Origin of the sequence: Parasphingomonas zepuensis (genome assembly GCF_036663735.1) — a bacterium.
Lineage (GTDB): Bacteria > Pseudomonadota > Alphaproteobacteria > Sphingomonadales > Sphingomonadaceae > Sphingomonas.
Window position 1 is genome coordinate 1,042,727 of record NZ_JAXOJO010000001.1, and the last position, 23,872, is coordinate 1,066,598.

Below are 23,872 nucleotides of genomic sequence, written 5' to 3' on the forward strand. Positions count from 1 at the left end.
AACAAAAAAGGACGGAAATTCAGAGTTCGGATGAACGGTAGGATGGGGCGCAAGCCTCCGAACGTCGTTCCGAACGATCCACTGGAGGCGCAGATGTCAAACACGGACGGCGCGTGGGGGTTGAGCCAAGAATGGCTAGAACATTGGCGCCATTTCAAGGTCGCCTTTTACAAGTGGGTTCCCGACAAGCCAAGGCTCAGCGCCGGATCGCGAGCAGCGCTGCCCGACCGTCGTGATATCTTCGCGGACGCGATGGGGGTTGGTCGGGGAGATATCGGCGTGCTCGACTATCCCGACTGGCTGAGTTGGGATCCGCGCACGTCAAAGGCGCATCAGCGACATCCGCAAACGGTGCTGGGACACATTATCAAGGCGCTCAGGAGCGACAAGCTGCCCGACAAATGCGGGCAGGACGAGCATTTCGACGAAAGCTGGGCAATAGCAGAGAGCAACAGACTATGGCTGGCCGACGAAGGTGAACGACAACTGGAGGCGTTCCGGTCACGCCACCGCCAGTCGATGCCGCCGGCGCCGCCAAATCGATCCGGCGGGCCAATCGCTAAGAAGGAAGGCGAGGCAATTTGGTCGGCGAGCGACGACGTCGAACTCAGTCCTCATGGGGTTCGAGTCGCCAGTTTCGCTGCCCTGCTCCGCTCTGGCTTCAGCGCCGACGAGGTGATCGAGGGGATCGAGAAGGTGTTCGAGGCGCTTGTGCCGATGCCCGACACGCTCCCAGGCAACGACGTGGGCAATAGCGACAAATGGGAAGCGCTGATCCGGGAATTCCCGTACTGCGTTTTCCTCCTGCTCGATGGGAGGCGGATTTGCGGCTACTGGATGGTGCTGCCGGTTACCACAGACCTCTATTCAGCCGGCATCGATGGGCGGAATATCAACAAGTCGATATCGGTCCTCGACACCGAGGAAATCGACACGCCGGGTACCTACCAACTCTATTTTGTCGATCTCTTCATCCTCCCCGAATATCGCGGTGCAAATACGGTCATGCTCCGGAGCTTCGTCGCGTTCCTACTCGGCCTCAGCCGCAACGGAATCTTTGTCAGGAGGATCTTCGCCAACATCAGTTCGTCGCCGGCACAGAAAACCTGTGCCAAGATCGGATTCAGATTCGTGAAGGATCATTGCGAGCATCTGTCGGTCAAATTCTCGGAAGACGGGAGCCCGCATCCAACAAAAATCTACGAACTCGATTTGTCATCCAGCGACGACGTCTGGCTGTGGCATTACGGTAGTGAGTTGGCGCACATCTACAGGACAGCGTTCGTCGACCACCCGTCTGTCTAGCTATGCGTGCATGACATAAATGGATCGCGGTAAAGATGGCTGGCGGCTATGGCAGCTCTTCTCCGCTAAACCACTAAAACTGGTCAGTCCGTAAGCGGCCCAATTTCTCCGTTGAGCTTCCGTAGGGGTCACCATCGTCAAGCGGAAAATGGCGGAAATCTGCCATTTCGGACGATTTGGCTAAAGTCTGGCCCACTTTTCGTCCCACATTTTTTCAGGGCTTCAAGGGCAGGCCCTGAAATGCCCTTGGACGGCGCTTGCGATTCTTGCCTCCGAGACACGCGCTTTGTGCGGATCGACAGCTTCTGGGCCGTCTCCTGTCTGTCCGGTTCTAAGCGTTACAATAGCCGAAGCGGCCGTTCAGTCGGGTCATTGCCCAGGTCACCTCGCGCCGACATAGCGTACAATCAATGGTTCAGGTCAGCTCCTCGACACCCGCTATTCGTTGCTGGGACGGAGGACGAACTGGTGGCCAAGGCGCGACTTATCCGGCAGGCCTGTGCGCCGTGACGAAATAACTCTGCGAGTAGCCGACCTGCTCTGAAAAGCCCGGTTTTCCGCGCGCCCCGATCCTGCGTCTGACGCATTGCGCGCCAGTTCCAGATCGGCAGGCTTGCAATTCTGCAGCGGCCTGAGACAACGTGCGCCGGAGGGGTAAGAATGACCACAATCAACACGGTATCGGTGCGTAACCTGGTACCGGCTTGTAGACCGTGACCAACGCCGCGCTGGACATTTCGATCGGCGAGACTTTGGCGCTGCTTGACGGCGACTTTGCAGAGTTCGCTGCGGGCGTCGCCAATGATCAATATGCCATGTGGCTGGGCTCGGGCATTTCCCTCGCGAAATTTCCGGGCCTCGAAGGCGTCGTGCAAATCGTCCTTGAGCATTTGCAAGCCAAGGTCGACCCCGTCGATCCGCAATGCGTCTTTCGCCGCAGCCTCGACCGGATTCTGACCTTGGTCAATTTGACGGCCGAAGAGTGGCAGGAAGCCGATTACGCCAAGCCAGTGGCCGACTGGCGCGACCGAGAGCGCATCTGCAAAGGGTTGACCGGCGCTTATGCGCCGATGCTCGACCAGCATCCGGAAGGGACGGACCCCGACTATCTGATTTGGACGGCGATCGACGTGGTCGGACGCTATGGCGATCTGGCTGTCACACCGGGACCAGAACACCTCGGCCTGGCCGCTCTGATCGCTGAGGGTGCAGCTTCCGATACGGCGAGTGCAAATTGGGATCCACTAATCGAACGGGCGGCCGAGCATCTCGTCGGCACCGCGCCGGGCCTGTTGCAAGTGCGGGTGGTGCCCGAGGATGTCAAAGACAGCAGCGCGAGAGCGCGTCTCTACAAATTCCATGGCTGTGCCGTACTCGCAGGGATAGATTGGCCGCTCTACCGCGATAAGATCGTTGGTCGCGCTTCGCAGATCCACGGCTGGGAAAAGAAGAACAAGGTTATTGCCGGCAAGCTGCTAGACCTTGCCATCTCAAAGTCGACGCTGATGCTCGGCCTGTCGACTCAGGACACAAATATCCAGACTATTTTCGTGGGCGCGCAGGAGAATCTTCCAGCTGCGTTTCCGACCCATCCGCCAGCAGTCGTTCTGTCGGAAAATACGGTCGGAGGCCATCAACTCAGCTTGCTGCAAAACTTTTACCAAGCCGACTATGCAAACAAGAGGCAGGCCATCGAGACTTCGGCGTTGCTGCGTTCGTACGGGCAATCGCTGCTACCGGCGCTTTGGCTCCACGTTGTCTGCGCCAAGCTCGAAGCCTACGCGGCGACCGCCGCGCCCGCCCTTCCCGGCCCGCACATAGATAGGCTTCGCGCGGCGCTGCGAGAGCTTCGCGATGGCGCGGCTGCTGCCGCGGCCGCCAATGCCCAAGAAGCCTATATGCTTGCGGCGCTACCGGTCGCTGGCCGCACGATCAGCCTGTTCCGCGACGGCAAGCCGCTGGGACCGACGGCCGGCGTCTACACGCCGCTGTCGATCAACGGCTTGGGAAGGTCGCTCGCCGACCCAAACCTACCCAGCTCGGGGCTTCCCCAGCTGGCGCTTGCCGCAGCGCTGTTGGGCCACGGCCAAGTGGCGGGCGCCTGGTCTTGCTCCATCAGCGATCCGGCCGATCCGAAGTCGGGCGCGTTGCAGGTGACCGGCAAGGTCCAAAGCGCGGAGGTGTTCTTCGCGGCCAATGCCCAAGCCGCAAGTCGCATCGTCGCCGATGGCCGCGCCGCCGAAAACGACAATGCGATCATCGTGCATAGCCACGAGATCCCGCCGGCGGCGCCCCGCAACCCGAAGGCGGCGCCCGGCCGCATCTTGCCGCGCGGGCGGCGTGAGATCAGCCTGGCCAAGCTCGCCGAGGGTGCGACCGATCTCGACGCATTATTCATGCGCTTCAAATCCGAGATCCGCCTGTGACCGCGACCACGCCCGTCGAGCGTGTCGCCGAAGTGCTCGAATTTGCGCAGTTTAAGCGCATGCCGTCACCGCTGGAGATCGGCGGCGTGGAGATCGGCGCTTTGGCGGCTTTCGTCGGCAAGCCGCCCTCGCCCGACCTCGTCGTGATAGGCGATACGCTGCAGCAGACGACCGGTGTCTTGCAACAGACCATCGAAGGCGTGGGCCGGGCGCTCGATATGATGGGCTCGCGCCGGCCGCTGACCCTGGTGGTGGTTGGTCCGCGTCCGGACTCGGCTTCGTTGGCCGCGCTCGCCCGGCACGCACGGGTGCTGGCCGTGGGCGAGCTGGCCGATGAAAGCGCCTTGGCGAATTGGCTGGCGGTCTTGCTGCCCCTGACACCGCCCAAGACCAATGACGGGCGTGCCAAAGCGACGATGGTCAAGCTGCTCGCCGAAGCTGTCGACCCGCTGGTCGAGGAGTTCGTCGCGCGCTGTCAGGAGGGCAAGCAGAGCGTAGCAGCGCATTTGGCCAAGGTGGTCGATGCGCCGTTCGTGGTAGGCAAGCCTGAAGTAGCCGCGCTCAAAGACGCCGAGCCCGAAGAAGGGGACCGTGATGCCGACGCGCCTTAAGCATCTGTCGGTCGAGGACTTCCGCTCCATTCGGGGTCCGATCGGCGTGTCACTCGATGCGCCGGTCGTGCTGATCCATGGACCCAATGGCACCGGCAAGACAACGTTGCTGTCGGCGATCGAGCTTGCCTTGACGGGCGCAGTGCCTTCGTTGGAGCGGCTGGACCAAGACTATCTGGCCCACCTCCCCCATAAGCTCGCAAGCAAGCATCGGGCATCCATAGTCTTGAAGGCCGACGGCCTTGGCGAAAACGGCGAAGGCGCGTTCACCGCCGACGGCGCGTCCATCATCGGCGAGGCGCTCCTCGATACCGACAGCACGCGCTTTTACACCGAACGCTGCTATCTCGCGCAGGCGACCTTGGGGCGCTTGCTGGAAATCTACGAGCATCAGGACAATCGCAAATCCGACTCCCCGCTCACCCGGTTCGTCAAAGAGCTGCTCGGGCTCGATGCCCTCGATGCCCTGATCGAAGGCCTTCATGCCGCAGGCGATGTCCGGCGGCTTCGCGAAGTTGCGCCGCTGTTCTGGGCGGCGAGAAGCGATTCGCCTGAGCTCGAAGCAAAATTGCGGGATGCCGAGTTCGCCGAAGTCGATATCCAAATGAAGCTCACCGCTGCCGAAACCCATGTGCGGGAATTGGCCGCACCCTTGGCCTCCGACGACGCCCACATCGACACAGTCACGTTGCACAGGTCGATGGTCACGCTCATGGAAGGCAGCGAGAGGCGGCTCATCGAACTCGCCCGGCTCCGCCGCGACATCTTGGGCGCCAGCGACCAGGTCCAGGAAGCTTCGCTGGCCGATGGAAGCGGCGAGCGTGCGCGCGCCGAAGAAGCCAATCTCGCCGCCCGCGAGGCGCTAGCCGCTTGGCAATCAGGATCTGGCGAACAACTCGAAGAGCTCATCACCGCGGTGCAGGCGAGCTTTCCCGACGTACCGCCGTTGGCGGCAGATCCGGCAGCCTCACAGACTGCCGCCCTGACTGCGGTGAGGGCCGCCGGTTTCCGCGCCGAGACGATCAGCAAATCGGACATCGCTGATGCGGGCTTGCTTGCCGAAGTCCAGGTTGAGATTCGCCAAGGCGAGGGCCGGGTCGAGCAGATCGACCGCGAGCTGGCCGATGCCAAAGGCGCTAACCGTGAGCTCGCCGAAGCGCTGACGGCGATATCGAGCCATATCAAGGACGAGCGCTGCCCGGTTTGTGCGCGCGACTACTCCGAGCTTTCCGCGACGCCGCTCGCCGAGCACATCTCGGCTGAGGTTGCCCGCCTTGTGACGGCTGCGGGCCGCGTCGAAGCACTCGTCCGCGATCGCAGTGCGACGGCAGCGGCCGTCGCAGCGGCGCAGCGGCGCGAGGCGGACCTTCTGGCCAAGCGCCTGCCGGCCCAGCGCCGCGATGCGATCAAATTGGAGATCGCCAAGCTCACCGAGTGGGTGAACAGCCTGGAAGCGCTTGGCGAGGCGGCCAGAACTGGCACCCGGGTTATCCGAGCCGCCACGTACAGCGCCCAGGTGCTTTCGGCCATGAACAGCACGCAGTCGTCGGTCTCGGGTCTGCGCGGCGAGCTGGCGAACCATGCCAGGACCTTGGCATTGCACCCGCCGGCAGAAGATATTCCGCTGCGAGCGATCGTCGATGACCTCGTCGCCGAAATCGCCGGGCAGGAAGCGGCGATGGCTGCCCACAAGGAAAAGTGCGAGGAAGCCATCCAAACCCTCGCCAACCTTTCGGACCTCAGGATGCAGCTTGAAAAGGCCGAAAGCACCTGCTCTCGCCTTTTCAAGCAACATCAAAATTCAGCAGGCCTCCTAGTAGAGGCCGATCGCCGGATCGGCGTCGCGAGGGACCTCGTCGCCAAAGCACAGGGGGTGCGGAGCGCCGAAGTGCGGCGCGTGTTCAACGACGATCTCAATGCGGTTTGGCGCGAACTATTCATTCGCCTCGCGCCTGACGAAGACTTCGTCCCGGCCTTCGCTTTGCCCGAAGTCGCCGGGCAGCCCGTCGAGGCGGTGCTGGAAACGCGTTACCGCGCGGGCGGAAAGGGCGGTAATCCGCGCGGGATGCTGAGCTCCGGCAATCTCAATACGGCAGCGCTCACGCTGTTCTTGGCGCTGCACTTGTCCGTGCCAGAAACCCTGCCCTGGCTGATTATTGACGATCCGGTGCAAAGCATGGACGACGTCCATATTGCTCAGTTCGCCGCGCTGCTGCGCACGCTCAAGCAGCATGGCAGGCAAGTAATCATCGCCGTGCACGACCGGCCACTGTTTGACTATCTTGCGCTGGAGCTGAGCCCGGCGTTTAATGGCGACCGGCTAGTGACGATAGAACTCGGGCGTGATGCCGACGGCAAGACAACAGCGCCGTGGAATCTGATCGCCTTCGAGCCCGACAGAGCGATCGCGGCGTAAATCCATATCGTCAGCCGTTCTGGGCATCACTTACACCGAAACGGCGGATCGATCTGAGCCGCTTTACCGCTAGGCGATGGCCGCAATCGGGCTCAGGCCTGATCCGCTCGTTGAATGAATGTCAGCACGCGCGGATTGCCCGTCTCTGTCAGGAGATTCTGCAAAGTCCCAAAACCCCGCCCTGCTGCCTGAACGGAATTGATGTCCGCTATCGGGCGATTGGCGCTTCAGATTCAATGACCCGGATCGGGCGCGAAACCGCCCCTCCCCGCCCGACCGATTGCTGCCCGCGGCAGAAGATCGTGAGGCGCTCGTTGGAAATGGCGGGAGGAATGCCGGAATCCAACCTAGCAAACTGGAAGAGAAGAATATTTCCTGACTGGCGCAGCGGCTAATCCCCCATTTTCCCCCACACTGAAGCGAGATTTCTTGATACCGGATGGAGCATCACGGCAGCTTCGCGCCCCATACTCGCCGTTCAGGCCGGCCGAGGATAGCGGACCAAACGCCGTTGCGAGTGGGTGGTTGTCGGACGGTCGGCGCTACCCACTCACTCGGCTCACGACGAAATCCCTGAACTGCGAAGATGCCAGTTCGCGCTCGATGGCCGCGGCAGCGATCTTGTAGTCAACCACACGACAAAAAGCCTCCATCGACCCAGAACCAATCGATCCGCCGTCGCAATGGCCAAGACCGTGCCACCCCGTCACCTCGTTTAAGAAGTCCTCCAGCGCATGCCGCCGATTCAGATCGCTCTTCGTTCCTGCTCCAGAGATGTCCTTGCTGACCAAAAGGCCGATAAGCCGCGTTTCTGGGATGGCTTCGAAACCATCATCCTTCGCGGCCTCGGTTATGGCAGCCATTACCTCGCGGTGGCGGACAGGTCCGGGTGCCGCGTGATGCGAGACCAAACCTCGCTCGCCATATACGCCGGCATGTTCCACAACGTTTTCGCCGTCGATCCACGCCTCTCGATACAGCAAACTGCCGTCGTGGCGCTTGTAGAACTTGATCGTTGGAATAGGTTGATCGGCATCTTGCCGCTTGAGATAGGCGTGGACTTCCTTCGGTAGCAGCTCGACGATCCGTTGGTTCGCCAAGGCGGGCGCCACGGTGCCTGGCCGCTGGAAACTGATGGAGACCTTCCGACCGAACTCGTCTTCACTGGCGTAAATGGGTTTGAGGTGGGGCAGGTGCTCGGGTGACGAGGCCGCCAGCCGCTCCGCCACGTTTTCGATCAGTCGCGATAGTGTTGATCGCTCTTCAGCCGTCAACCGCGTCTTGTGAACGTATGAGAGAGCTGTCTGGGCCGCTTGAGCCACGGCACGCACACGATCGGCCCATCTTTCTCCGAGCCAGGCCGCATATTCGAGATAAGCCTCGGTAAAAAAGATGCCGCTATTGCGCTGATAGCTGGCGCGGCCTTTGCTTGGCGGCTGCATGACGGGGTGCGCGACGCCGAAGCAAATTGCGAGTTCGCGGATCTTCTCGAAATCGGGCTCACGGCGGGCTGCGAGAGCGAGCGCCCCCCCGAACGCGTCCACGGTCTGATCCATTGCCGCTTTGACGTCCTCGGACAGGATCACCAAGCGCATGGTCGTGAGCATAAAGTCGTCGCCTAGGTGGTTGCGATGGTGAATAGCTTAGACGAGCTTAATAGATCCGCCATGGGGAGATGTAACTTTCATATCTTCGGCACCTCGCGCTCCATCGCTCAAAGTCACGACGCCAAGCGCAGGGTTGGTACCACTCCAGAGGCCACCAGAACCACAAGCACGATCGACGCGAGAATGGCGAGCAAGGCTGTCAGGGCAAAACCATGTCGACCCGCCTTCTGGAACCCGGTGACCACGTCGGCGAAGGCTCGCCAAACCGTGTAGCGACTTTCCTTAGCCGGTCGTTCGAGTTGCCGCATTGTACGCTCCTCATCTGATCCATCCTGAACAGGCGTTCCCAGAACAGGTGCCAGTGATGGCGCCTTGGGGTCCGATTCGGACAATATCGGTCGTTCATGCCCGCGATTAGGGCGGGTTTGAATCAGAGTTGGCTTTCGGGCTTTCGGCATAGTCCACCTCGTAAGAACGATCGCCGTTCTGTGGGTAGACGGGAATCCGGTGATCCCTTCGGGAGTATTGCCCGATCCAAGATTCATCGGTCAAGATGCAGCGGTTGTTCAAACGTCAGCTGTTCATTCCGACCTTTCGCTGCTCGCTAAGGCGCAAGCCGTTCGGCGTAACGGTTGAACTGCGGTTTTCCATTCCAACAAACGGCACGAAATTTATTTTTCCCGTGGGCGATTGGGGCGCTTCCCGCCACGGAGGTCGCAGGTGTTACTGCGGTCCCGCAAACGCTGGCGCACAACACGCCCGTTTGTGAACCGGTAACATTGGCCTTTCAATTGTCCGACGATTGTAGGACGTGCAGTTTCCATGAAGAAGACCGTTTTCGTCGTCGGGGCCGCTGGAAGCACTGAGTTCGACAATACTGGGCGAATGCCAATCGGCTCGGCGCTCGCGGTCCAAATAGAAGCCCTCTTAGACGGGGAACTAACGAACCGCGACGGTCCGATCTCAAATGCTTTGATGCGAAATGGTGGTCTCACTGACGTCCATCTCACCGCGATGGCGCAGATTCGCTCCGGTATTCACTCGCGAGACTCGATAGACCAATTCATCGACGACAGGAGCGACAGCCCGTACATCGCGATGATAGCGAAGCTCTGCATCGCGCATCTGATTTTGACGGCGGAGAGAAGCACCGCACTGCATGTTCCACGCGGACAAACCGGTGAAGGAGCCATGCGGAGTCTTCGGCAGACATGGCTCTCGCAAGTCCTTCGACGTTCCAATGAACCGATGAACCGGCAAAGGGTTCTCGATTGTCTCGCGGACGTTGCGTTTGTGACGTTTAACTATGATCGTTGCATTGAGCAGTTTATTTTGCTCTCGGTTGCAGCGACTTGTGCTCTATCGCTCAGTGAAGCGGCAAAAATTGCTGCGCAGGTTCCGGTTCATCATGTGTACGGATCACTAGGGGATATCTTTGATCCTGCCGGGAACAAAGTGCCATTTGGCTCTGACGATATCTGGTCCATTTCTCATGGTGCGTCGAGGATTAGGACCTTCACCGAAGAGATGGAGAGCACTGATGCACCACACTTTCAAGCCTGCCTTCGAGACGCCGACAACATCGTGTGCTTGGGGATGGCGTATCACTCACAGAACTTAAGGCTACTGTTCCCAGACGGATCGCCCAACGGATCCGTCTACGGCACCACCTTGGGACTCAGACCTCGGGCATTGGGCGAGTTATCCAGCTTCTTTCAGGCGTCCGCGGCATCTACACGCTGGATCGCGATAAAATGCTCTGAGTTCGTCGAGGAAATTGGCGACGACATTTTTCCAGCGTGAAGCGCAAAACCCGACGATCTCCGTTTTGAGACTCCGTACGTTTTATCGCTGGGTGCCGTCACATACCAATCCCCAAACCCCGACCGCGCCAACTACCGACCATATCGACGAGGCTCTGACCAACGCCGCGCGACGGTACAGCCGGCAGTCCCAGTTCCGCTTTTCGAATGCGCAGCAGCGACTCGACCTGCGGGTCCCGCTCCAGGCTCTTCGCCATCCCCAGCATGCTCTCCGCTACCTTTGCCGCCCTGCCGTCCTCGTGGTCGCGCACCAAACTACGGCGTTGTCTCTCCAGCGACTGCCAGCGCTGGACGAAGGTGTCGGCGCGGAGCTGAGGATCTACGCGCAACTCTTCTTCAAACTGCATCGCGCGAAGAGCAGCAGCGGTCTTCCCGTTCGCGGCATCGCCGATCAGGCGATGATCGTTCGACATCGCGGATTCGAGATCGAGAGCAGCGTGCGGCCGGATCGCATTGAGTGCCGCCCGGCTTGCGGCAAGTTCGCTGCGCTGTTCCGCACTATAGGGATCGCCGACACTATACGCGAACCGCATGGCCTGAACGATGCGGGCGTGCCGCTGCACTGCCGAGGGTTGCACCGAAGACTGGCACGACGACCTGGGCGCCTCCTGCTCAGAGATATTCCGCGTTTGCGCCGACAATTCACGCTCAGCGTTCCGCTCCGCAGGCGGAGCCGTTCGTTGCGGTCTCTCGGCCCGTTCGGGCGGTCGCAGATAGTCCGACGCCATATCCTTGCCGCCCTCGCGCGACAGCGCGCGGACCAGCTTGCCCTGGTCAGCGAAGTCGTCGCGGCCATAATGAAGATCGACGCTGTCCCGGTGCCGCGACAGCGCGACATAGGCGGCATGCCGATCAAGCCCCGGCGTAGCCAGCACGTGGACCCGGTCGACCGTCACGCCTTGCGACTTGTGCACGGTCGCGGCGTAGCCGTGGTCGACATTGGCATAGTCCTTCACGTCGAACGCCACCGATCGCCCATCATCGAGCATCACCGCCATGCGGGTCTGCGTGACCGCCTGCACCTGTCCGAGCGTGCCGTTCTTCACGCCAAGGCTGCGTTCGTTCTTCAGGAATATCACCCGGTCGCCGGTGGCGAACTGCCGCTCGCCGCGTTCGACGTGCACCGTGACATCCTCGCCAAGCGCGCCGCCCAAACGGAGCCGCTCGCGGGCCGCGATATTCAGCGCCCGGACCTCGTCATTGGTGTGGGTAAGGATGATCCGGCTCGCGCCGGGCGAGGTTATCCTGTCGCGGTCCCAGCGATCGACCAGGTCGGCGCGTGCGGCATCGCGCGTCTTGGCCACATGGATGCGACCGCGATCCTCGTACGATGCAATGGCCTCGGCCGTGCGCCCGGTCGCCAGCTGCCGGGCCGCGTCGCGTTGCCAATCCTCACGCTGGCGGCGAATCTGGGTGATCTCGACGCTGCCGTGGCGCTCGGCGGTGGCGCGGAACGCTGCACCCGCCTCGATGGCCTGGAGCTGTTCCGGGTCGCCGACCAGCACGACCTTGGCGCCGCGCTTTTCCGCTTCGCCGATGACGCGCTCCATCTGGCGCGTGCCGATCATCCCGGCCTCATCGATCACCAGCACGTCGCGGGCAGTCAGCAGCTCGCGACCTTCCGCCCAATGATGCTCAAGGCTGGCGATCGTGCGGGACGCGATGCCGGAGCCGCTTTCGAGGTTCTCGGCGGCGATACCGGAAAGCGCGATGCCGTGGACGGCGTAGCCAGCCCCTTCCCACGCCTCGCGCGCAACGCCGAGCATCGCCGACTTGCCGGTGCCGGCATAGCCGATGACAACGCCAAGACCTTTTGCACCGGTGATATGCTCATAGGCGCTGCGCTGCTCGGGCGAGAGCAACATGCCCCGCGCCGCCGCCCGCGCCAGCGCGGTGTCGCGGTAGCGATCGGCGACGGCATGGTGATCGCGGCTCGCCATCGTCCCAGTCGCGCGTTCGAGCCGCTGTTCGGTCTCGATTATCGCTCGGCTCGTGAAGCGCTGCTCGCCGCGACCGTCTTGGCCCAATGCGACCAGTTCGGGCGCGGCCTTCACCGCCGCCATCACGCGGTCGAACTGCTCCTTCCCGTCGCTATGGCGGTGGACGAACATGGCGAGATCACGATTGGTGAATGTGGATTGCTGATGCGTGATCGCGTCGAGCGCGAGCGCCGGGTTCGCCAGCAGCTTCTCGCCGTTCGCGCGGGCAATGGCCTGGTGCTCTTCGAGCCGTTCGGATTCCAATCCTTGCGCCGCCATCCGCGACGCCGCCGGCCCGATCTTGTGTTGAGGCTCAAGGTCGACGCCCTGCGCTTCAAGCGACCGGTGATCGATCCGTGCATCGATATCGAGTTCCGCCAACCGCTGGTTGACGTGCTCGCTCCAGCGCTCCCGCCATTTCTCCAGAAGGTCGGTGCGGTTCCAGTCGCGGTTCTTCTTGCCGAACCCGTCCTCGCCAACCTCACGCATCGTCAGCATGACATGCGCGTGCGGCTTCGCCATGCCATCCGCGCCGACATCCCAATGCACATTGAGATCGGCGATCATTCCCCGATCGACAAACTCGTCGCGGACGAAGTCGCGCGCGAGCTCGATCCCTTGCTCCCTGGTCATCTCGCGCGGGATGGCGAACTCGATCTCGCGCGCGAGCTGCGCATCGATCCGTTTCTCGGCCGCCTCGACCTCGTTCCACAGCTTTTGTCGATCGGAGAGATGCTCGGGCGCGCCGTCCGGCAGCATCACCTCGGAATGAACGACGCCCGCCTTGTTCGAGAAGTCATGGCTGCGATCGAGCCGTTCATCGTGCAGCCGCGAGGCCGAACGATACGCCGCCGAAGCCAGGGCGCTCGATCCGGCAGCGCGGGAGATGACCTTGGCCGAGAAATGGTAGATCGCCATGACGGCAATCCATCTACACTTCAGAAGCTACGTCGGCACGACGTATAAGCGCGCCCTCGAAAGATTTCATCAATCTCGGGACGCGAAAGTCCCAAGAGATTTCAGCGCATTGCGACTGATCGATCAAGGCGATAACTGGTTCGTCCTCACGACGCAACATGAGGACAGGTCATGCGAAAACCCCGGGACTTCGATTCTGAACTGACGGCGCTCGGCGAGCGGGCAAAACAGTTGAAGGAGCGCAAGGTCCATCAGCTGGGCGAGCTGGTGATCGCGACCGGGGCCGATGCGCTGTCAGTCGAGCAGCTCGCGGGCCTGCTGCTGGCGGGCGTTGCCAATAAAGACGCAGCGGCAAAGGAGAGCTGGCGCAAGCAGGGCGCAGCCTTCTTTCACCGAGCGAGTACCGCTGCTGACAATGATCGTGGCAACAAGGACGGCGCTGCGGCGGGTGACGGCAGCACGACACCGGCTCGAACTCAAACGAGCCCGAACTGATACGCGAGTCTGGGTCGTGAAACGCCGCGAGCGAACGCGCCAGTTGATTGAACTCGGCGGGCTGGTGGCCAAGGCCGGCCTGATCGATCTGACCGATGACGACCGTGCAGTGATCTTCGGTATCCTGGTCGAGGCAAGCGCCACTTTAAGATCTGACGGCTGCGAGCAAGCCCTGGTTCTGTGGAGACGACGCGGGAAGCGCGCCTTCGAAGACGGCGCGTCCTTCTGAACCTATGTTTAGTATTGCCTATTCACCAATGTCAGCACATGGCTGCTGCGACCGGGGGGAATGAAGTGAAGCGGCCACACATTTGGCCGCCATTCCAATGAAACGGGAATCTCCATGTCTGACGAATATACTCCGAACGCAGTTGAGCTCGCGACGGAGCTCGCCATTGCCTGGCTCGGCAACCCGAACAACCGCGTCGCGGCTGATGACGTGCCGGCGTTCCTCGAGAAGATGCACCGAACGGTGACCGAGCTGGCGCAAGGATCTTCCCCGGGCCAGGCGACAGAAGATGGAGGACCCCAGCAGGAGTATCCGCCCGCTGTTTCAGTGCGCAAATCGCTCGGGTCGAAAGACCACATCATCTCGCTGATCGACGGCAAGCCCTACAAGACCTTGCGGCGCCATCTGTCGGGCCACGGGCTTACGCCAGAGCAGTACCGCGAACGCTATAATCTCAAGGCCGACTACCCGATGGTCGCCGAGAATTATTCAGCCGCGCGCCGCGAGATGGCGCACAAGATTGGCCTCGGCCGCCAGGGCCGGGAAGCGAAGACAGCAGCCGCTGCGGCCGCCCCCGCGACCAAGACGAAGCGCGCGCCGCTGCGTCCCAAATTCAAATGAACCTCCGCGCCGTCCGGTCACTGACCGGGCGGCGCGAGCCGCGCCTCGCACACTGCCTTCACCAGCGCCTGAAGCTCGGCAACGTGCTTGCCCAGCCAGTCCAGCTCGGCCTCGGTGATCTTGTACTCCGGCGAGTAGCGCGCGTTGACATAGGCCTGCCGCAACAGCTCGAAACAGCGGCGGCTGAACTTGTCGTCGCGCGGCCACGCGGCGATCAGCGACGGCGCGATCTCCTCGCAATGCGAGCGCAGGAAGTTCAGTTTGTGCGACTTCGGGCTGTAGAGCGTGAGAACAAGGAGCGCGCAGTGGTACAGTTGCTCCGTTGCCTGATGCAGTTCGAAAACCGCCTTGTTTCTCCAGACGGGATCATTGCCTTCGGCCCGTTGCAATTTGTAGGTCGTGATTGAGGCTTGGGCGAGGGCAAACCAGCGATCAAAATACTTCTGCGCCTCGGCGCGCGCCTTTTCCGGCGGCAGCACGCGCGGGCTCGCGAACGCGAACCCTTCGGCCTCGTACAGCGCGATACCCTGCTCCACGATGTCGATGAAAAAGGGACGCCCCTGCTCGAGCTGCTTGTTCACATCCCCGAGGCTGTGCACGATGAAATTGACCGGTGCGCTGAGCGCTCCGTTGATCGTCATGTCCCGCATCAGGCGGTCATCCGCGCTGGACCAATAATCCACTACATCCGTCAGCCGTTCCTCGTCGACCGCGACGAGGATATCATAGTCGGACTGATAGCCGCCGATCGGATCGTCGACCCAGCCGCCGCGCGCATAGGAGCCGTAGAGGACGATCTTCAGGATGCGCCCGTTCTTCTTCCACGTTTGCGTCGCCCGCGCGGTCGCATCCGCGAATTCCTCGAACAGCACGCGCACGATGTGCGCGAGTTCGCGCCGCTTGGAGGCGGGCAGATGATCGAGGTCAGTACGCATTGCCATTCATCCTAGCCGGAACGGTCCGGCGATGCCCAGCCGGAAAGCCGGGCACCGCCGGACAAGCGGATTCATTCCGGCGCTTTCTGGCGGCCACGGCCGCCGTGCAGCGCACGATCGACCGCCAGCACGGCGCTCGCGGTAAGCCGCTCGACCTCCTCGATTGACAAGCCAAGCCGGAACCCGATCTGCGGATAATCGAGGCGATCCACCGCACCGAGCAGATAGACCGCCCGCTCCGCCATCGGCAGTGTATCGATCGCCGCTGCCAGCCGGACCAGCTCGTCCGCTTCATGGCGCCGCGCGGTCATGCCGCTTCCTCCCGCGCATAGTCCCGACAGGCGCCGGCATGCCGTTCGAGCAGCCAGTCAGCGGCCTTGCTCGCAGCACTCGCCGCCCGGAAGATCGCGCGGCTGTCCTCGCGCAAAACCTCAAGCCACGCCCCGATATAATCGGCATGCCGAACGGTCGGCACGATCCCGAGCGAAGCGCACAGGAACGCCGATCCCATCTCGGCGATCAGTTCCTCCCGCGCATAGCCCGCCGACCCGAACGGATTGGTAAGATCCCGCCCAAGCCGCGACGCATGACCGGTCGCATGGACCAGCTCGTGCAGCCATGTCCGATAGGCGTTGATCTCGTCGAAATAGGCGCGCCGCGGCGGCACCACGACAAGGTCCTCCGCCGGCACATAGAAGGCCTCCAGACCCCCGACTCGGAAGTCCACGCCGCTCGCCGCGATCAGGTCATCGGCAACCGGCACCATCTGATCCTCGGGCAGCGGGCCTGGCGCCGCGACAAGGTCTGGCCCCAGCCCCTCGCACTGATCGACATTGAAGACCGTGAAGCGCTTCAGGAACGCAACCTGCCGCGCCTCCTCGCCGTCTCGCTCTCCCGCCTCCTGATCCTTCGGCGTGAACCGGTCCGCGTAGCAGATGGTGGTCCCGGTCTCGCCTTTGCGGACATTACCGCCAAGCGCCTGCGCCTGCCGGTAGGTAAGCCAGCGCTGGGACGAAAACCCCCGCTCCATCACCCTCGCCCACAGGATCAGCACATTGATCCCGGAATAGCGCCGCCCGGTCCCGGCGTTGCACGGCATGCCCACATCCGCGCCGCACGCGCCCCATGGCTGGACCCAGGGCAGCCGCCCCGCCTCCAGCTCAGCGATGATCCGGTCCGTCACCTCGGCATATAGCGTGGTGACCGGACGCTCAGCCTGATGTTTCTTCACTGCTCGCTCCTTCTCAAACCACCGTAACCGGCGCCGGAATGGCGGGTGGGCGGCAGGAGCGGACCGACAGTCCAGCCGGCAGAGGCGGGCTGCATCCGAAGGACCGGAACGAAGAGGAGGACTCCGGCGCAGCCGGAGTTGCGGCACGCCGCGGCGGGACTACAGGGCAGCGACGCCCACCCGCCAGATCGTTGCCGGAGGCCACGCCATCGCGCCCGGCGCGATGACCCTATTCGGCGCGCAGCGCCCCATGGATTGATCTCCGCGATCAATCCGGCGTCAGCGATCGTCATCCGCATGGACCGAGACGCCGCAGTGCGACTCGGCGGCGCGCAAGCGACGTAGAGCGCGGTCACGCGCAGCGTGAGACGCCCTGGGATTCCAGCCCGGAAACTGCGGCTACGCTAGCGCACGTCCTTGCGCGCCTGAGCGCGCCTGGTGGCGTCAAGCGTCGCCACCCCCCTTGCGCCGTCCGTCCAAATCCCAATCCTGTTCGCGGGGCGCCAGACCGACGCACACAGGATCATGCCATGACCGACATCCCCGACCGAATCCTTCGCCTCAAGACCGTCCTCGACCTCACCGGGCTCAGCCGCTCGACCATGTACCGGAAGATGCAGAACGGCTCCTTCCCAAGGAACATACAGCTCAGCGCGCGCTGCACCGGGTGGCGCGAGTCAGCGGTTTGCGAGTGGCTGAGGAATCCGATGTACTATTCGGCCGATATCGCCGAATGACCCGTCGCAGCAATTCCATCGGACCCTGCTGTGCGACCGGAGATGTGTGTCCCCAGTTGGCGGAACGACTGAAAAGATGAGGCGAAGCCGCGCACAAATGAATGAACCGCGCGCTCCGGCACCGTCTCGACCGTTTCGTAAAGCTCGTGCAATATCCGTTGGCAGATCATCATCCCCACATGTCGCCAGCCTAGAGAATGGGCCGGGCCGCTATCGCTTAGCGATAGCGCAGGCGACAGGCTGCCGCGCAAATTCAGCGCGCGATGAACATATCATGTGCCAGCAAAGTGGCCCTCAGCCTATGTGGGCAGCAGGCAGCCAGGCATGGGCCACACGCAACGATAGTTGCCTGCCTTAGCGATCCGAGCGGTACGGATTAGCTACCGCATTGCCCGCTGCCTTATCTATTCGAGCTCAGCGTCGAGGCCCTCCTTAATCCGTTTCAAGGCTGCCGAAACGGCATAACCTTCCTGTTGATGATAGGCATTGGCTATGTGCCGCGCCAAATCGGCCAACATAAGGCCCCATGCCGCTGGATCTTCCCACACCCCGGTCCGTAGACTGACATGCTGCTGTTCGTTGGCAATCCATACCCGCAATATTTCGAATGCATCCTTATCCGTACCGGTGGCACCAGGTATTTCCAATTGCTCCTGAAGTGACATGTTCACCCTCTAAAATCGCTCAGGGAACTCTTCCCGATTATGTGAGTAGTGCTTGCGGTTTTGGAACGAGACTTTGGTAACGTTTCTGTTCAGAAAAATAGGACTCAAATCTCCGTCTACGATATTGGTCGATTCGTAAAAAAGCACCGTATGAAGTTTCGGTAGCCCAGCTAACGGCGACAGACTACTGATGTCTCCGTTGTTGCTTATATTTATGGCCATCAGATTCTTTAGGCCAGATAGTGGATCTAGTGACGTTAAAGACCTGCAAGTGTTTATCTCTATTTCTTCCAGATCAGACAAATCCTCCAATCCCGCAAGCGAAGTGAGGAGTCGCAAGCGGGCGAGCCGTAATGACTTTAAGTGATGGAGCGTTCGGAGGCCTTCGACCTCACAGATCGGTGCGTTCAAGATCCCCAAAGATTGAAGATTTGTCAAATTCCCAAACGGCTGGCTACTCTTTCCCTTGTAACGATTTACGAACAGCTTCGTGAGAGAGACGCAATCAAAAACCGACTCTGTCCCACGCCGCCATTCCAGCGAACATTCGCTTAGATTCGGAAACTTCGTGAAATCGATCCTCGTCTTGCAATAGGTAAATATCTTCAGTTGAACTAATTCCGTGAGGAAGTGGACCGGTCCTACGTCCTCGATCTTGAAATCTATGATTATTAGGGATTTCAACCAAGGAAGCGACTGCAGAAAATCAACCTGAGTCCCGGCCCATCCCTTGGACGTATTTAATTCGAGTTCCTCGGGCTTGCGGCTCAAGAGTTTCTCTTGGACCGCCCCGGACCAAGGGCCGTTGAGCACCGCCCTAATGCCAAACTCGCTGCCTTCAAAAATCACGCCGCTAACCATCAAGGGGCCCACCTGGGATCGTCGGGCATGAGGTGCTTGCGCGCCTCTCCAATTGGATTCCTGACGTTTTCAAGCTTGTCTATACCGCCAAGCTCGTTGATGCGAGTTTGTTCCGCAATCTCGCGAGCCGTCTTACCACCCTTCACTTCAGTTATCACGACGTTTACCAACTCATCTGCGGCCATCTTGCCACTCTTGAGATGCTGAGCGATTCGCCTCGGAATCTTGGAAGCCTGCCCGATATAGGTTTTGCCAGAAGCCGCCGCAAACTCGTAGATGCCTTCGACCACCGGTGACTTGGCCACTGCGATCGCGCCTTTGGCGCCTGCGATAGCCGGTCCAATGAGCTCTCCCCCTAAAACGCCTAGGCTGGCCGCAGCCAATTTGGCGGCCGCCTCCATTGCATTGGAATGCCAGACGGGGTTCTGTGGGGTTCCAGTGTAGTAACCGCCATGCATCATAGTGAGTACTGCCGCATGCGGATCATCCGCTGAGGTCAGTTCACTGACATCTACTTCCTTTCCATGCAGAGGCCCTTCCTCGACGGTAGGACAGGGTTTCGGGTCACATTCTGTCCCCGACGGATCGCGCCGGGTGACCGGGTCATTGCCAACGTAAGAATAGAGATTGTTCTGATCCGCATATCCGATCGGATCGGTCTGAAGGAAGCGCCCAAGCCGCGATGAGTAAATCCTCGCCTTGTAATAATACATTCCCAGCTCAACGAGGTAAAGCTGCCCGGTATATTGGAACCGTCCCGTGTTGCCGGTACGCGGGACGCCATATTCGTCGTAGGTATTGATGACGAGCGAGGTTCCAGCGGTGTTCGCGACAGATGTGACGGAGCCCTGATGATCCGACTGGACGCTGAAGCGCAGGGTGAGGCCAGTGCCTTGATACCATAGCAGTGGGTCGTCATCACCTGGCCCATGAACATAGCGGCGCAGCAGCGTACCTGCCGCATCATGTTCCGAGATGAGCTCATCGCCGTCATACAGGAATGTAGTGCCATCGGTGAGCGAGTAGAGCCGCCCCAGCGGGTCATAGACGAAATTTGCTGTCAGGGTCCCCACCGCCGAGACTAGGCGGTTCTCCACATCATAAGTGAAGCTGGTGCCGCCATTCGACGCGAGATTGCCGTTCGAATCATAACCGAGCGCGCCTGCACCGACAGCCGTGTATTGGTTCAGGCCGTTCACCGCATAGGTGTTGGTCGCCGTCGTATAGCCGACATGGGCATAGCTGTCGTTAGAACGACCGATACTGGTGATCTGGCTTGCTGGATTGTAGCCGAAGGTCTCGGTGATATCGGCGCTCGTCCCCGACAGATCGTCGCTGAGGCTCGCGAGCCGTGAGATATCGTCATAGCCGTAGGTCGTCAGTACCGCACCACGCGCCGCATGCCAGCGCTGGCCCTTTACGTCATAATCCAGGCTGGCTACCTGGGTGCTGCCGTTTTGGTTGACAGCAGCCATCCGGTCGAGACCATCATAACCGTAATTGAAGTAATTGCCGTCCGGATGGGTCACTCGGGTTCGGTTACCGTTGGCATCATAGGTCAGATGACCATCGGTATCGGACGGGATTCCAACCGTTCGACTGACGCCAGCCATGCTCACGGTGCTGGAGGTAAGTCGGCCGAAGCCATCATAAGCGTTGGTGACCGCGTCAGCGCCGCTGGTGCTGTCAAAGCGAGCCGCAGTCTGCAGGCCGCGTAGATCATAGCTATAGTAGACGTTGCGGACTGCCCCAGAGGGCGGTGTCGTGCAGGCGTAGGGCGGCGCCCCAGCCGGCGGGGACACGCAGGCACCGCCTCCGGTAAATGTCTTGGCGATCAACCGGTTCAGGGCGTCGTAGCTGTACGTGATCGTCCGTCCGTCACGCTTGCGCATCGACGTGCGGTTACCATTCGCGTCATAACCATATTGCTCGAAGTCAAAAGTGCTTGCCGCGCCCGGTGTGGTCGCGTTCGGAAAGGCCCAAATCTGCTGGCGGTCTAACCCATCATAGCCGTAAGCCGTCTTATTCCCATTGGCATCGATCAATGAGGCCTGTTTGCCATTGGGAGTGTAGGTGTAAGTCGCATAGTCCTGCTGAAGCGGCGTACCGTACGACTTCTGTACCTTAAGGAGCTGACCCGCAGTGTCGTAGAAGTTTCGGGTGATGCGATCGGGACCCTGCGTCCCTTCCACGCTCAGTGTGCAGGCGCTCGTTGGGAGGCTCCCGAAGACCGCAGGATTCATTCGCACGGCGGTACACTCGACCCTGCCGAAGTAATCGTAACTGTATTGAGTCACCAAATAGGGCGTTACGGCAAATCCCGGCGCGGGTCCGACGCCGGAACTAACCTCCTTTGTTTTCCGGTTCATCGCGTCATAGCTAGTGTCGACGCGGCGGAATGCCTTGAAGGCGGCTCCCCAGCCTGAGGGTACAGCATCCTCCGGTTGCCATGTGTCCAACTCCCCGGTTTCCTGCGCGATCAATCGCCCGGTAATGTCGTAAGTTGTACGGGTCGCCGCGTGGCGGAGTATGCCTGAGCCGTCGGGGTCAGGCGCGATAGTGCCTACTACGCGCCCAACTGCATCATACCGGACTGCATGGGTGAAATCGGAGGGAAGCAACTGCGCCATTGCAGGCACCGATTGCGCGGCTGCGAATATCGCCAAAACGACGGACGTAATTTTCGATATGCCGATAAGCGGCATTTGGGAGACCCGCGTCACGAGCAGGTCGCCAGGCCAGCACGAGGGCTGGTTTCACTGATCTTCCTTCCATAGGAATCGTACCCGTAGCAGGTTCTGAGGGACACGCCGCGCGCGGTCTCGACGATCCCCCTCACCCATAAGTTGTTCGGTCCACTGTCGGGGCCATAATCGTACTCGGTAATCGCCTCGTCCGCCGCCCCCCCTGCACAGCTGTTGCCGACCGTCGCACTCGTCAAGCACGATTTGGTCGCTGTCATAACCCAGACCGGAGTTGCTGCCTGGGCATATCCTCCGCCACTATTCTTTATCCAGGCGTAACGTTGCGTATAGGTGAAACGCTTCGTCGGACGAATTCCTGCCACCGTCGGAGCGGCGACTGTCAACAATCCCCCATGATCAGGGCTATAGCTGTAATCGGTACGGCCGCCATTCGCGTCAACCGCGAATTCAGGGCTGTTGCATGTTTTACGATTCACACAGGACGTCGGATAGGTTGCCGTCGTTATCGTATCGGCAAGTCCGGACCCAGTTTTGGGTTTGGAAATCTTTCGTGTGAGATTGCCCCGACTATCATAATCGAACTGGTCTTTGTTTCCCTCCGGCACGGTCAGGCTGAGCAACAACGCCGGCGTCGGGTATGACCCGCCATAGTTTCGATCAAATGCCGTTGTCCGGTTCAGCGAGTCCGTAGTGAACTCAAGCGAACCATTTGGCAAACTGGCAAAGGTATTTGTCACCCCATTAGACGTGACGGTCGCGGTAGAACTTGAGTTTAGCGAATCGCCGGGACAATCCGCCAGATTGCTGTAAGAATAGGATATTACCCTGCCAACTGCATCGGTCTGCGATATGACCCTATCATACCACCTCAAATCGCTTGGATCATAGGTATCTTCAGGCCCCCTTACGCACGTACTATACGTATTCGAGATTCTGCAAAACGTTTGTCCTGGAAGCTTGATGCAGCCGAGGTGGTCAGCTCCCACATATGTATAGGTCTCCGTTGCTCCTGCTGCGTTGGTCGCGCTCGAAAGGAGCGGCGTGGTCGGGTAGTATGAGCCGGGCTGATACGAGTAGGAAGTTGACATCGCGCCCGTCGGGCAAGCCGAAGTCGCGGTGACGAATGTTCTCGAAATATTTACTACGCACGCTTTGGAGATCGTGCCCCCCGAGGGGCTGTACTCAAATAATAGAGCGTATCCGCGACTGCTGAATATACTTTTGATCCCTGAACCGCCGCCGCCGCCATATGTATATACAAGCTTTGTCCCATCAGGCGCGGTCGCAGTAGATACTTGATGCCCCCAGCCACCCGCCGGGGGCGAGTAAGGATTAATTTCAACGACCGTCCCGTCGACATCCGTAAAGGTAAAGTGGCCTGTATACTGGTCGCCGGTGAATGCTAGCGCAGCTCCACTCTGCCCCACCGGCACGTAGGTGCCAACATAACCTCCAGTGGGGTAGGCAGTTCCTCCCAGAAAACTTACGGATCGATTACCAATTGTGACAGTATATAAGTACTCCTGCATCTCGGGTGGCGGAGGATTTGTATAAAACACGATGCTCTGACTGAACCTGATGTTGAGATTTGATGTCCAGCCCTGTGTCCTGAACCCTGAGTAATTTGAAAAAGTGGAATCCAAGCCACTATTGTAGGTCCTGATAAGGGTGAGCCCCTGGAAACCATCTCCGCCAATCTGCAAATCAGTGGCTTGGTGATTGAATGCACCTGAGGCATAGCTAACGCCAGTCGTACTTACGGTATCCTGGGGCGATGGCGCCTTGGGCCCTTGGGCGTAGGCCGGGCACACAACACCAAATGCGGCGAGTATAGCAAGGCTGGTGAATCGAATAGGCAAGATCAGTACCCCCATCCACTGAGTTCGCGATGATTGAGTGGACGCGACTGGCGACGCGTCGCGTAGTACTAGCTGCCTGGCGCTTGAGTTGGTGCGGGGGTTGGACACGCCGCAGGCGTTGCTGTCCCAGTGTCATAACGAAGGCGGTTTCCCGCCCGGTCGAAACATGTTCCCATGTTAACGCCGCCACTTGGGCCACCGACACGTGTAATAGCAATCAGCCTGCCCAGACCGTCATACCGGAAAGTCGTCGTCTCCGACGCCGTCGATGATGTGCTCATAAGGAGGCCCGATGTAAAAACATAGGGCAATAGCGAACGTGCGCGCATCAAATTTCTCCAGAAGAGTAACTTTGAGAATCACCGGATTGTTCGTGCCGGGATAGCAAACCGTACGCAGGGTCTACAGCCGACCAAATTCCACGGAGCCGGACTTAACTGTCGGACGGA

Annotated in this window: 18 protein-coding genes and 1 pseudogene; 9 read left to right on the forward strand and 10 right to left on the reverse strand. The window is 60.4% G+C overall.

What is annotated here, in order from left to right:
* Window positions 1-42 precede the first annotated feature (42 nt).
* The 4 genes from U1769_RS05020 (at window position 43) to U1769_RS05035 (ending at window position 6,758) form a co-directional block, all read left to right on the forward strand.
* Window positions 43-1,305: a hypothetical protein gene (locus U1769_RS05020; RefSeq protein WP_332712796.1), complete on the forward strand. Its 1,263-nt coding sequence runs from the start codon at window positions 43-45 to the stop codon at window positions 1,303-1,305.
* Window positions 1,306-2,018: 713 nt separating this feature from the next.
* Window positions 2,019-3,731, forward strand: a complete 1,713-nt coding sequence (locus tag U1769_RS05025) for an SIR2 family protein (RefSeq protein ID WP_332712799.1) — start codon at window positions 2,019-2,021, stop codon at window positions 3,729-3,731.
* Window positions 3,728-4,342 (forward strand): hypothetical protein, encoded by a 615-nt coding sequence (locus tag U1769_RS05030; protein ID WP_332712802.1) that lies wholly within the window; start codon window positions 3,728-3,730, stop codon window positions 4,340-4,342. Before U1769_RS05025 ends, U1769_RS05030 begins: the two co-directional genes overlap by 4 nt.
* Window positions 4,326-6,758 carry an AAA family ATPase gene (locus tag U1769_RS05035; protein ID WP_332712805.1) on the forward strand — a complete coding sequence of 811 codons (2,433 nt, stop codon included), beginning with the start codon at window positions 4,326-4,328 and terminating at the stop codon, window positions 6,756-6,758. Before U1769_RS05030 ends, U1769_RS05035 begins: the two co-directional genes overlap by 17 nt.
* 542 nt (window positions 6,759-7,300) lie before the next feature.
* Here the strand turns inward: U1769_RS05035 and U1769_RS05040 are convergent.
* Window positions 7,301-8,365 carry a hypothetical protein gene (locus U1769_RS05040; RefSeq protein WP_332712808.1) on the reverse strand — a complete coding sequence of 355 codons (1,065 nt, stop codon included), beginning with the start codon at window positions 8,363-8,365 and terminating at the stop codon, window positions 7,301-7,303.
* A 113-nt stretch (window positions 8,366-8,478) separates the two neighbouring features.
* Window positions 8,479-8,673: a hypothetical protein gene (locus U1769_RS05045; RefSeq protein WP_332712811.1), complete on the reverse strand. Its 195-nt coding sequence runs from the start codon at window positions 8,671-8,673 to the stop codon at window positions 8,479-8,481.
* Window positions 8,674-9,187: 514 nt separating this feature from the next.
* On the opposite strand from U1769_RS05045, the gene U1769_RS05050 reads away from it, so the two are divergent.
* Window positions 9,188-10,168 (forward strand): hypothetical protein, encoded by a 981-nt coding sequence (locus U1769_RS05050; RefSeq protein WP_332712814.1) that lies wholly within the window; start codon window positions 9,188-9,190, stop codon window positions 10,166-10,168.
* Window positions 10,169-10,226: 58 nt separating this feature from the next.
* Here the strand turns inward: U1769_RS05050 and traA are convergent, their stop codons facing one another.
* Window positions 10,227-13,085 (reverse strand): Ti-type conjugative transfer relaxase TraA, encoded by a 2,859-nt coding sequence (traA, locus tag U1769_RS05055; RefSeq protein WP_332712816.1) that lies wholly within the window; start codon window positions 13,083-13,085, stop codon window positions 10,227-10,229.
* Between the two features lie 171 nt (window positions 13,086-13,256).
* On the opposite strand from traA, the gene U1769_RS05060 reads away from it, so the two are divergent.
* The 3 genes from U1769_RS05060 to U1769_RS05070 all read left to right on the forward strand — a co-directional run bounded on the left by U1769_RS05060 (window position 13,257) and on the right by U1769_RS05070 (window position 14,430).
* Window positions 13,257-13,580, forward strand: coding sequence for a conjugal transfer protein TraD (locus U1769_RS05060; protein WP_332712819.1), 324 nt, complete (start codon window positions 13,257-13,259; stop codon window positions 13,578-13,580).
* Window positions 13,581-13,596: 16 nt separating this feature from the next.
* Window positions 13,597-13,809: a conjugal transfer protein TraD gene (locus tag U1769_RS05065; protein WP_332712822.1), complete on the forward strand. Its 213-nt coding sequence runs from the start codon at window positions 13,597-13,599 to the stop codon at window positions 13,807-13,809.
* Between the two features lie 114 nt (window positions 13,810-13,923).
* Window positions 13,924-14,430, forward strand: a complete 507-nt coding sequence (locus tag U1769_RS05070) for a Ros/MucR family transcriptional regulator (protein ID WP_332712824.1) — start codon at window positions 13,924-13,926, stop codon at window positions 14,428-14,430.
* 17 nt (window positions 14,431-14,447) lie between these two features.
* On the opposite strand, the gene U1769_RS05075 is transcribed toward U1769_RS05070, so the two are convergent.
* From U1769_RS05075 to U1769_RS05085, 3 genes are all read right to left on the reverse strand, one after another.
* Entirely contained in the window at window positions 14,448-15,365 is a 918-nt protein-coding gene (locus tag U1769_RS05075; RefSeq protein WP_332712826.1) for a HEPN domain-containing protein, read from the reverse strand.
* A gap of 71 nt (window positions 15,366-15,436) precedes the next feature.
* Window positions 15,437-15,676: an RNA polymerase sigma factor gene (locus U1769_RS05080; protein ID WP_332712829.1), complete on the reverse strand. Its 240-nt coding sequence runs from the start codon at window positions 15,674-15,676 to the stop codon at window positions 15,437-15,439.
* Window positions 15,673-16,596, reverse strand: a complete 924-nt coding sequence (locus U1769_RS05085; protein WP_332712832.1) for an ArdC family protein — start codon at window positions 16,594-16,596, stop codon at window positions 15,673-15,675. Before U1769_RS05085 ends, U1769_RS05080 begins: the two co-directional genes overlap by 4 nt.
* A 530-nt stretch (window positions 16,597-17,126) precedes the next feature.
* On the opposite strand from U1769_RS05085, the gene U1769_RS05090 reads away from it, so the two are divergent.
* A complete protein-coding gene (locus U1769_RS05090) occupies window positions 17,127-17,333 on the forward strand; it encodes a helix-turn-helix transcriptional regulator (RefSeq protein ID WP_332712835.1) in 207 nt (68 codons plus the stop codon).
* Between the two features lie 404 nt (window positions 17,334-17,737).
* On the opposite strand, the gene U1769_RS05095 is transcribed toward U1769_RS05090, so the two are convergent.
* The 4 genes and pseudogenes from U1769_RS05095 to U1769_RS25610 all read right to left on the reverse strand — a co-directional run.
* Window positions 17,738-17,998, reverse strand: coding sequence for a DUF5076 domain-containing protein (locus U1769_RS05095; protein WP_332712838.1), 261 nt, complete (start codon window positions 17,996-17,998; stop codon window positions 17,738-17,740).
* Window positions 17,999-18,858: 860 nt separating this feature from the next.
* Window positions 18,859-21,489 (reverse strand): RHS repeat domain-containing protein, encoded by a 2,631-nt coding sequence (locus tag U1769_RS05100; RefSeq protein WP_332712840.1) that lies wholly within the window; start codon window positions 21,487-21,489, stop codon window positions 18,859-18,861.
* A gap of 89 nt (window positions 21,490-21,578) precedes the next feature.
* Window positions 21,579-22,301, reverse strand: a complete 723-nt coding sequence (locus U1769_RS05105; protein ID WP_332712843.1) for a hypothetical protein — start codon at window positions 22,299-22,301, stop codon at window positions 21,579-21,581.
* Between the two features lie 846 nt (window positions 22,302-23,147).
* Window positions 23,148-23,438: pseudogene (locus U1769_RS25610) on the reverse strand (DUF6531 domain-containing protein); the annotation flags it as partial.
* Window positions 23,439-23,872 lie beyond the last annotated feature (434 nt).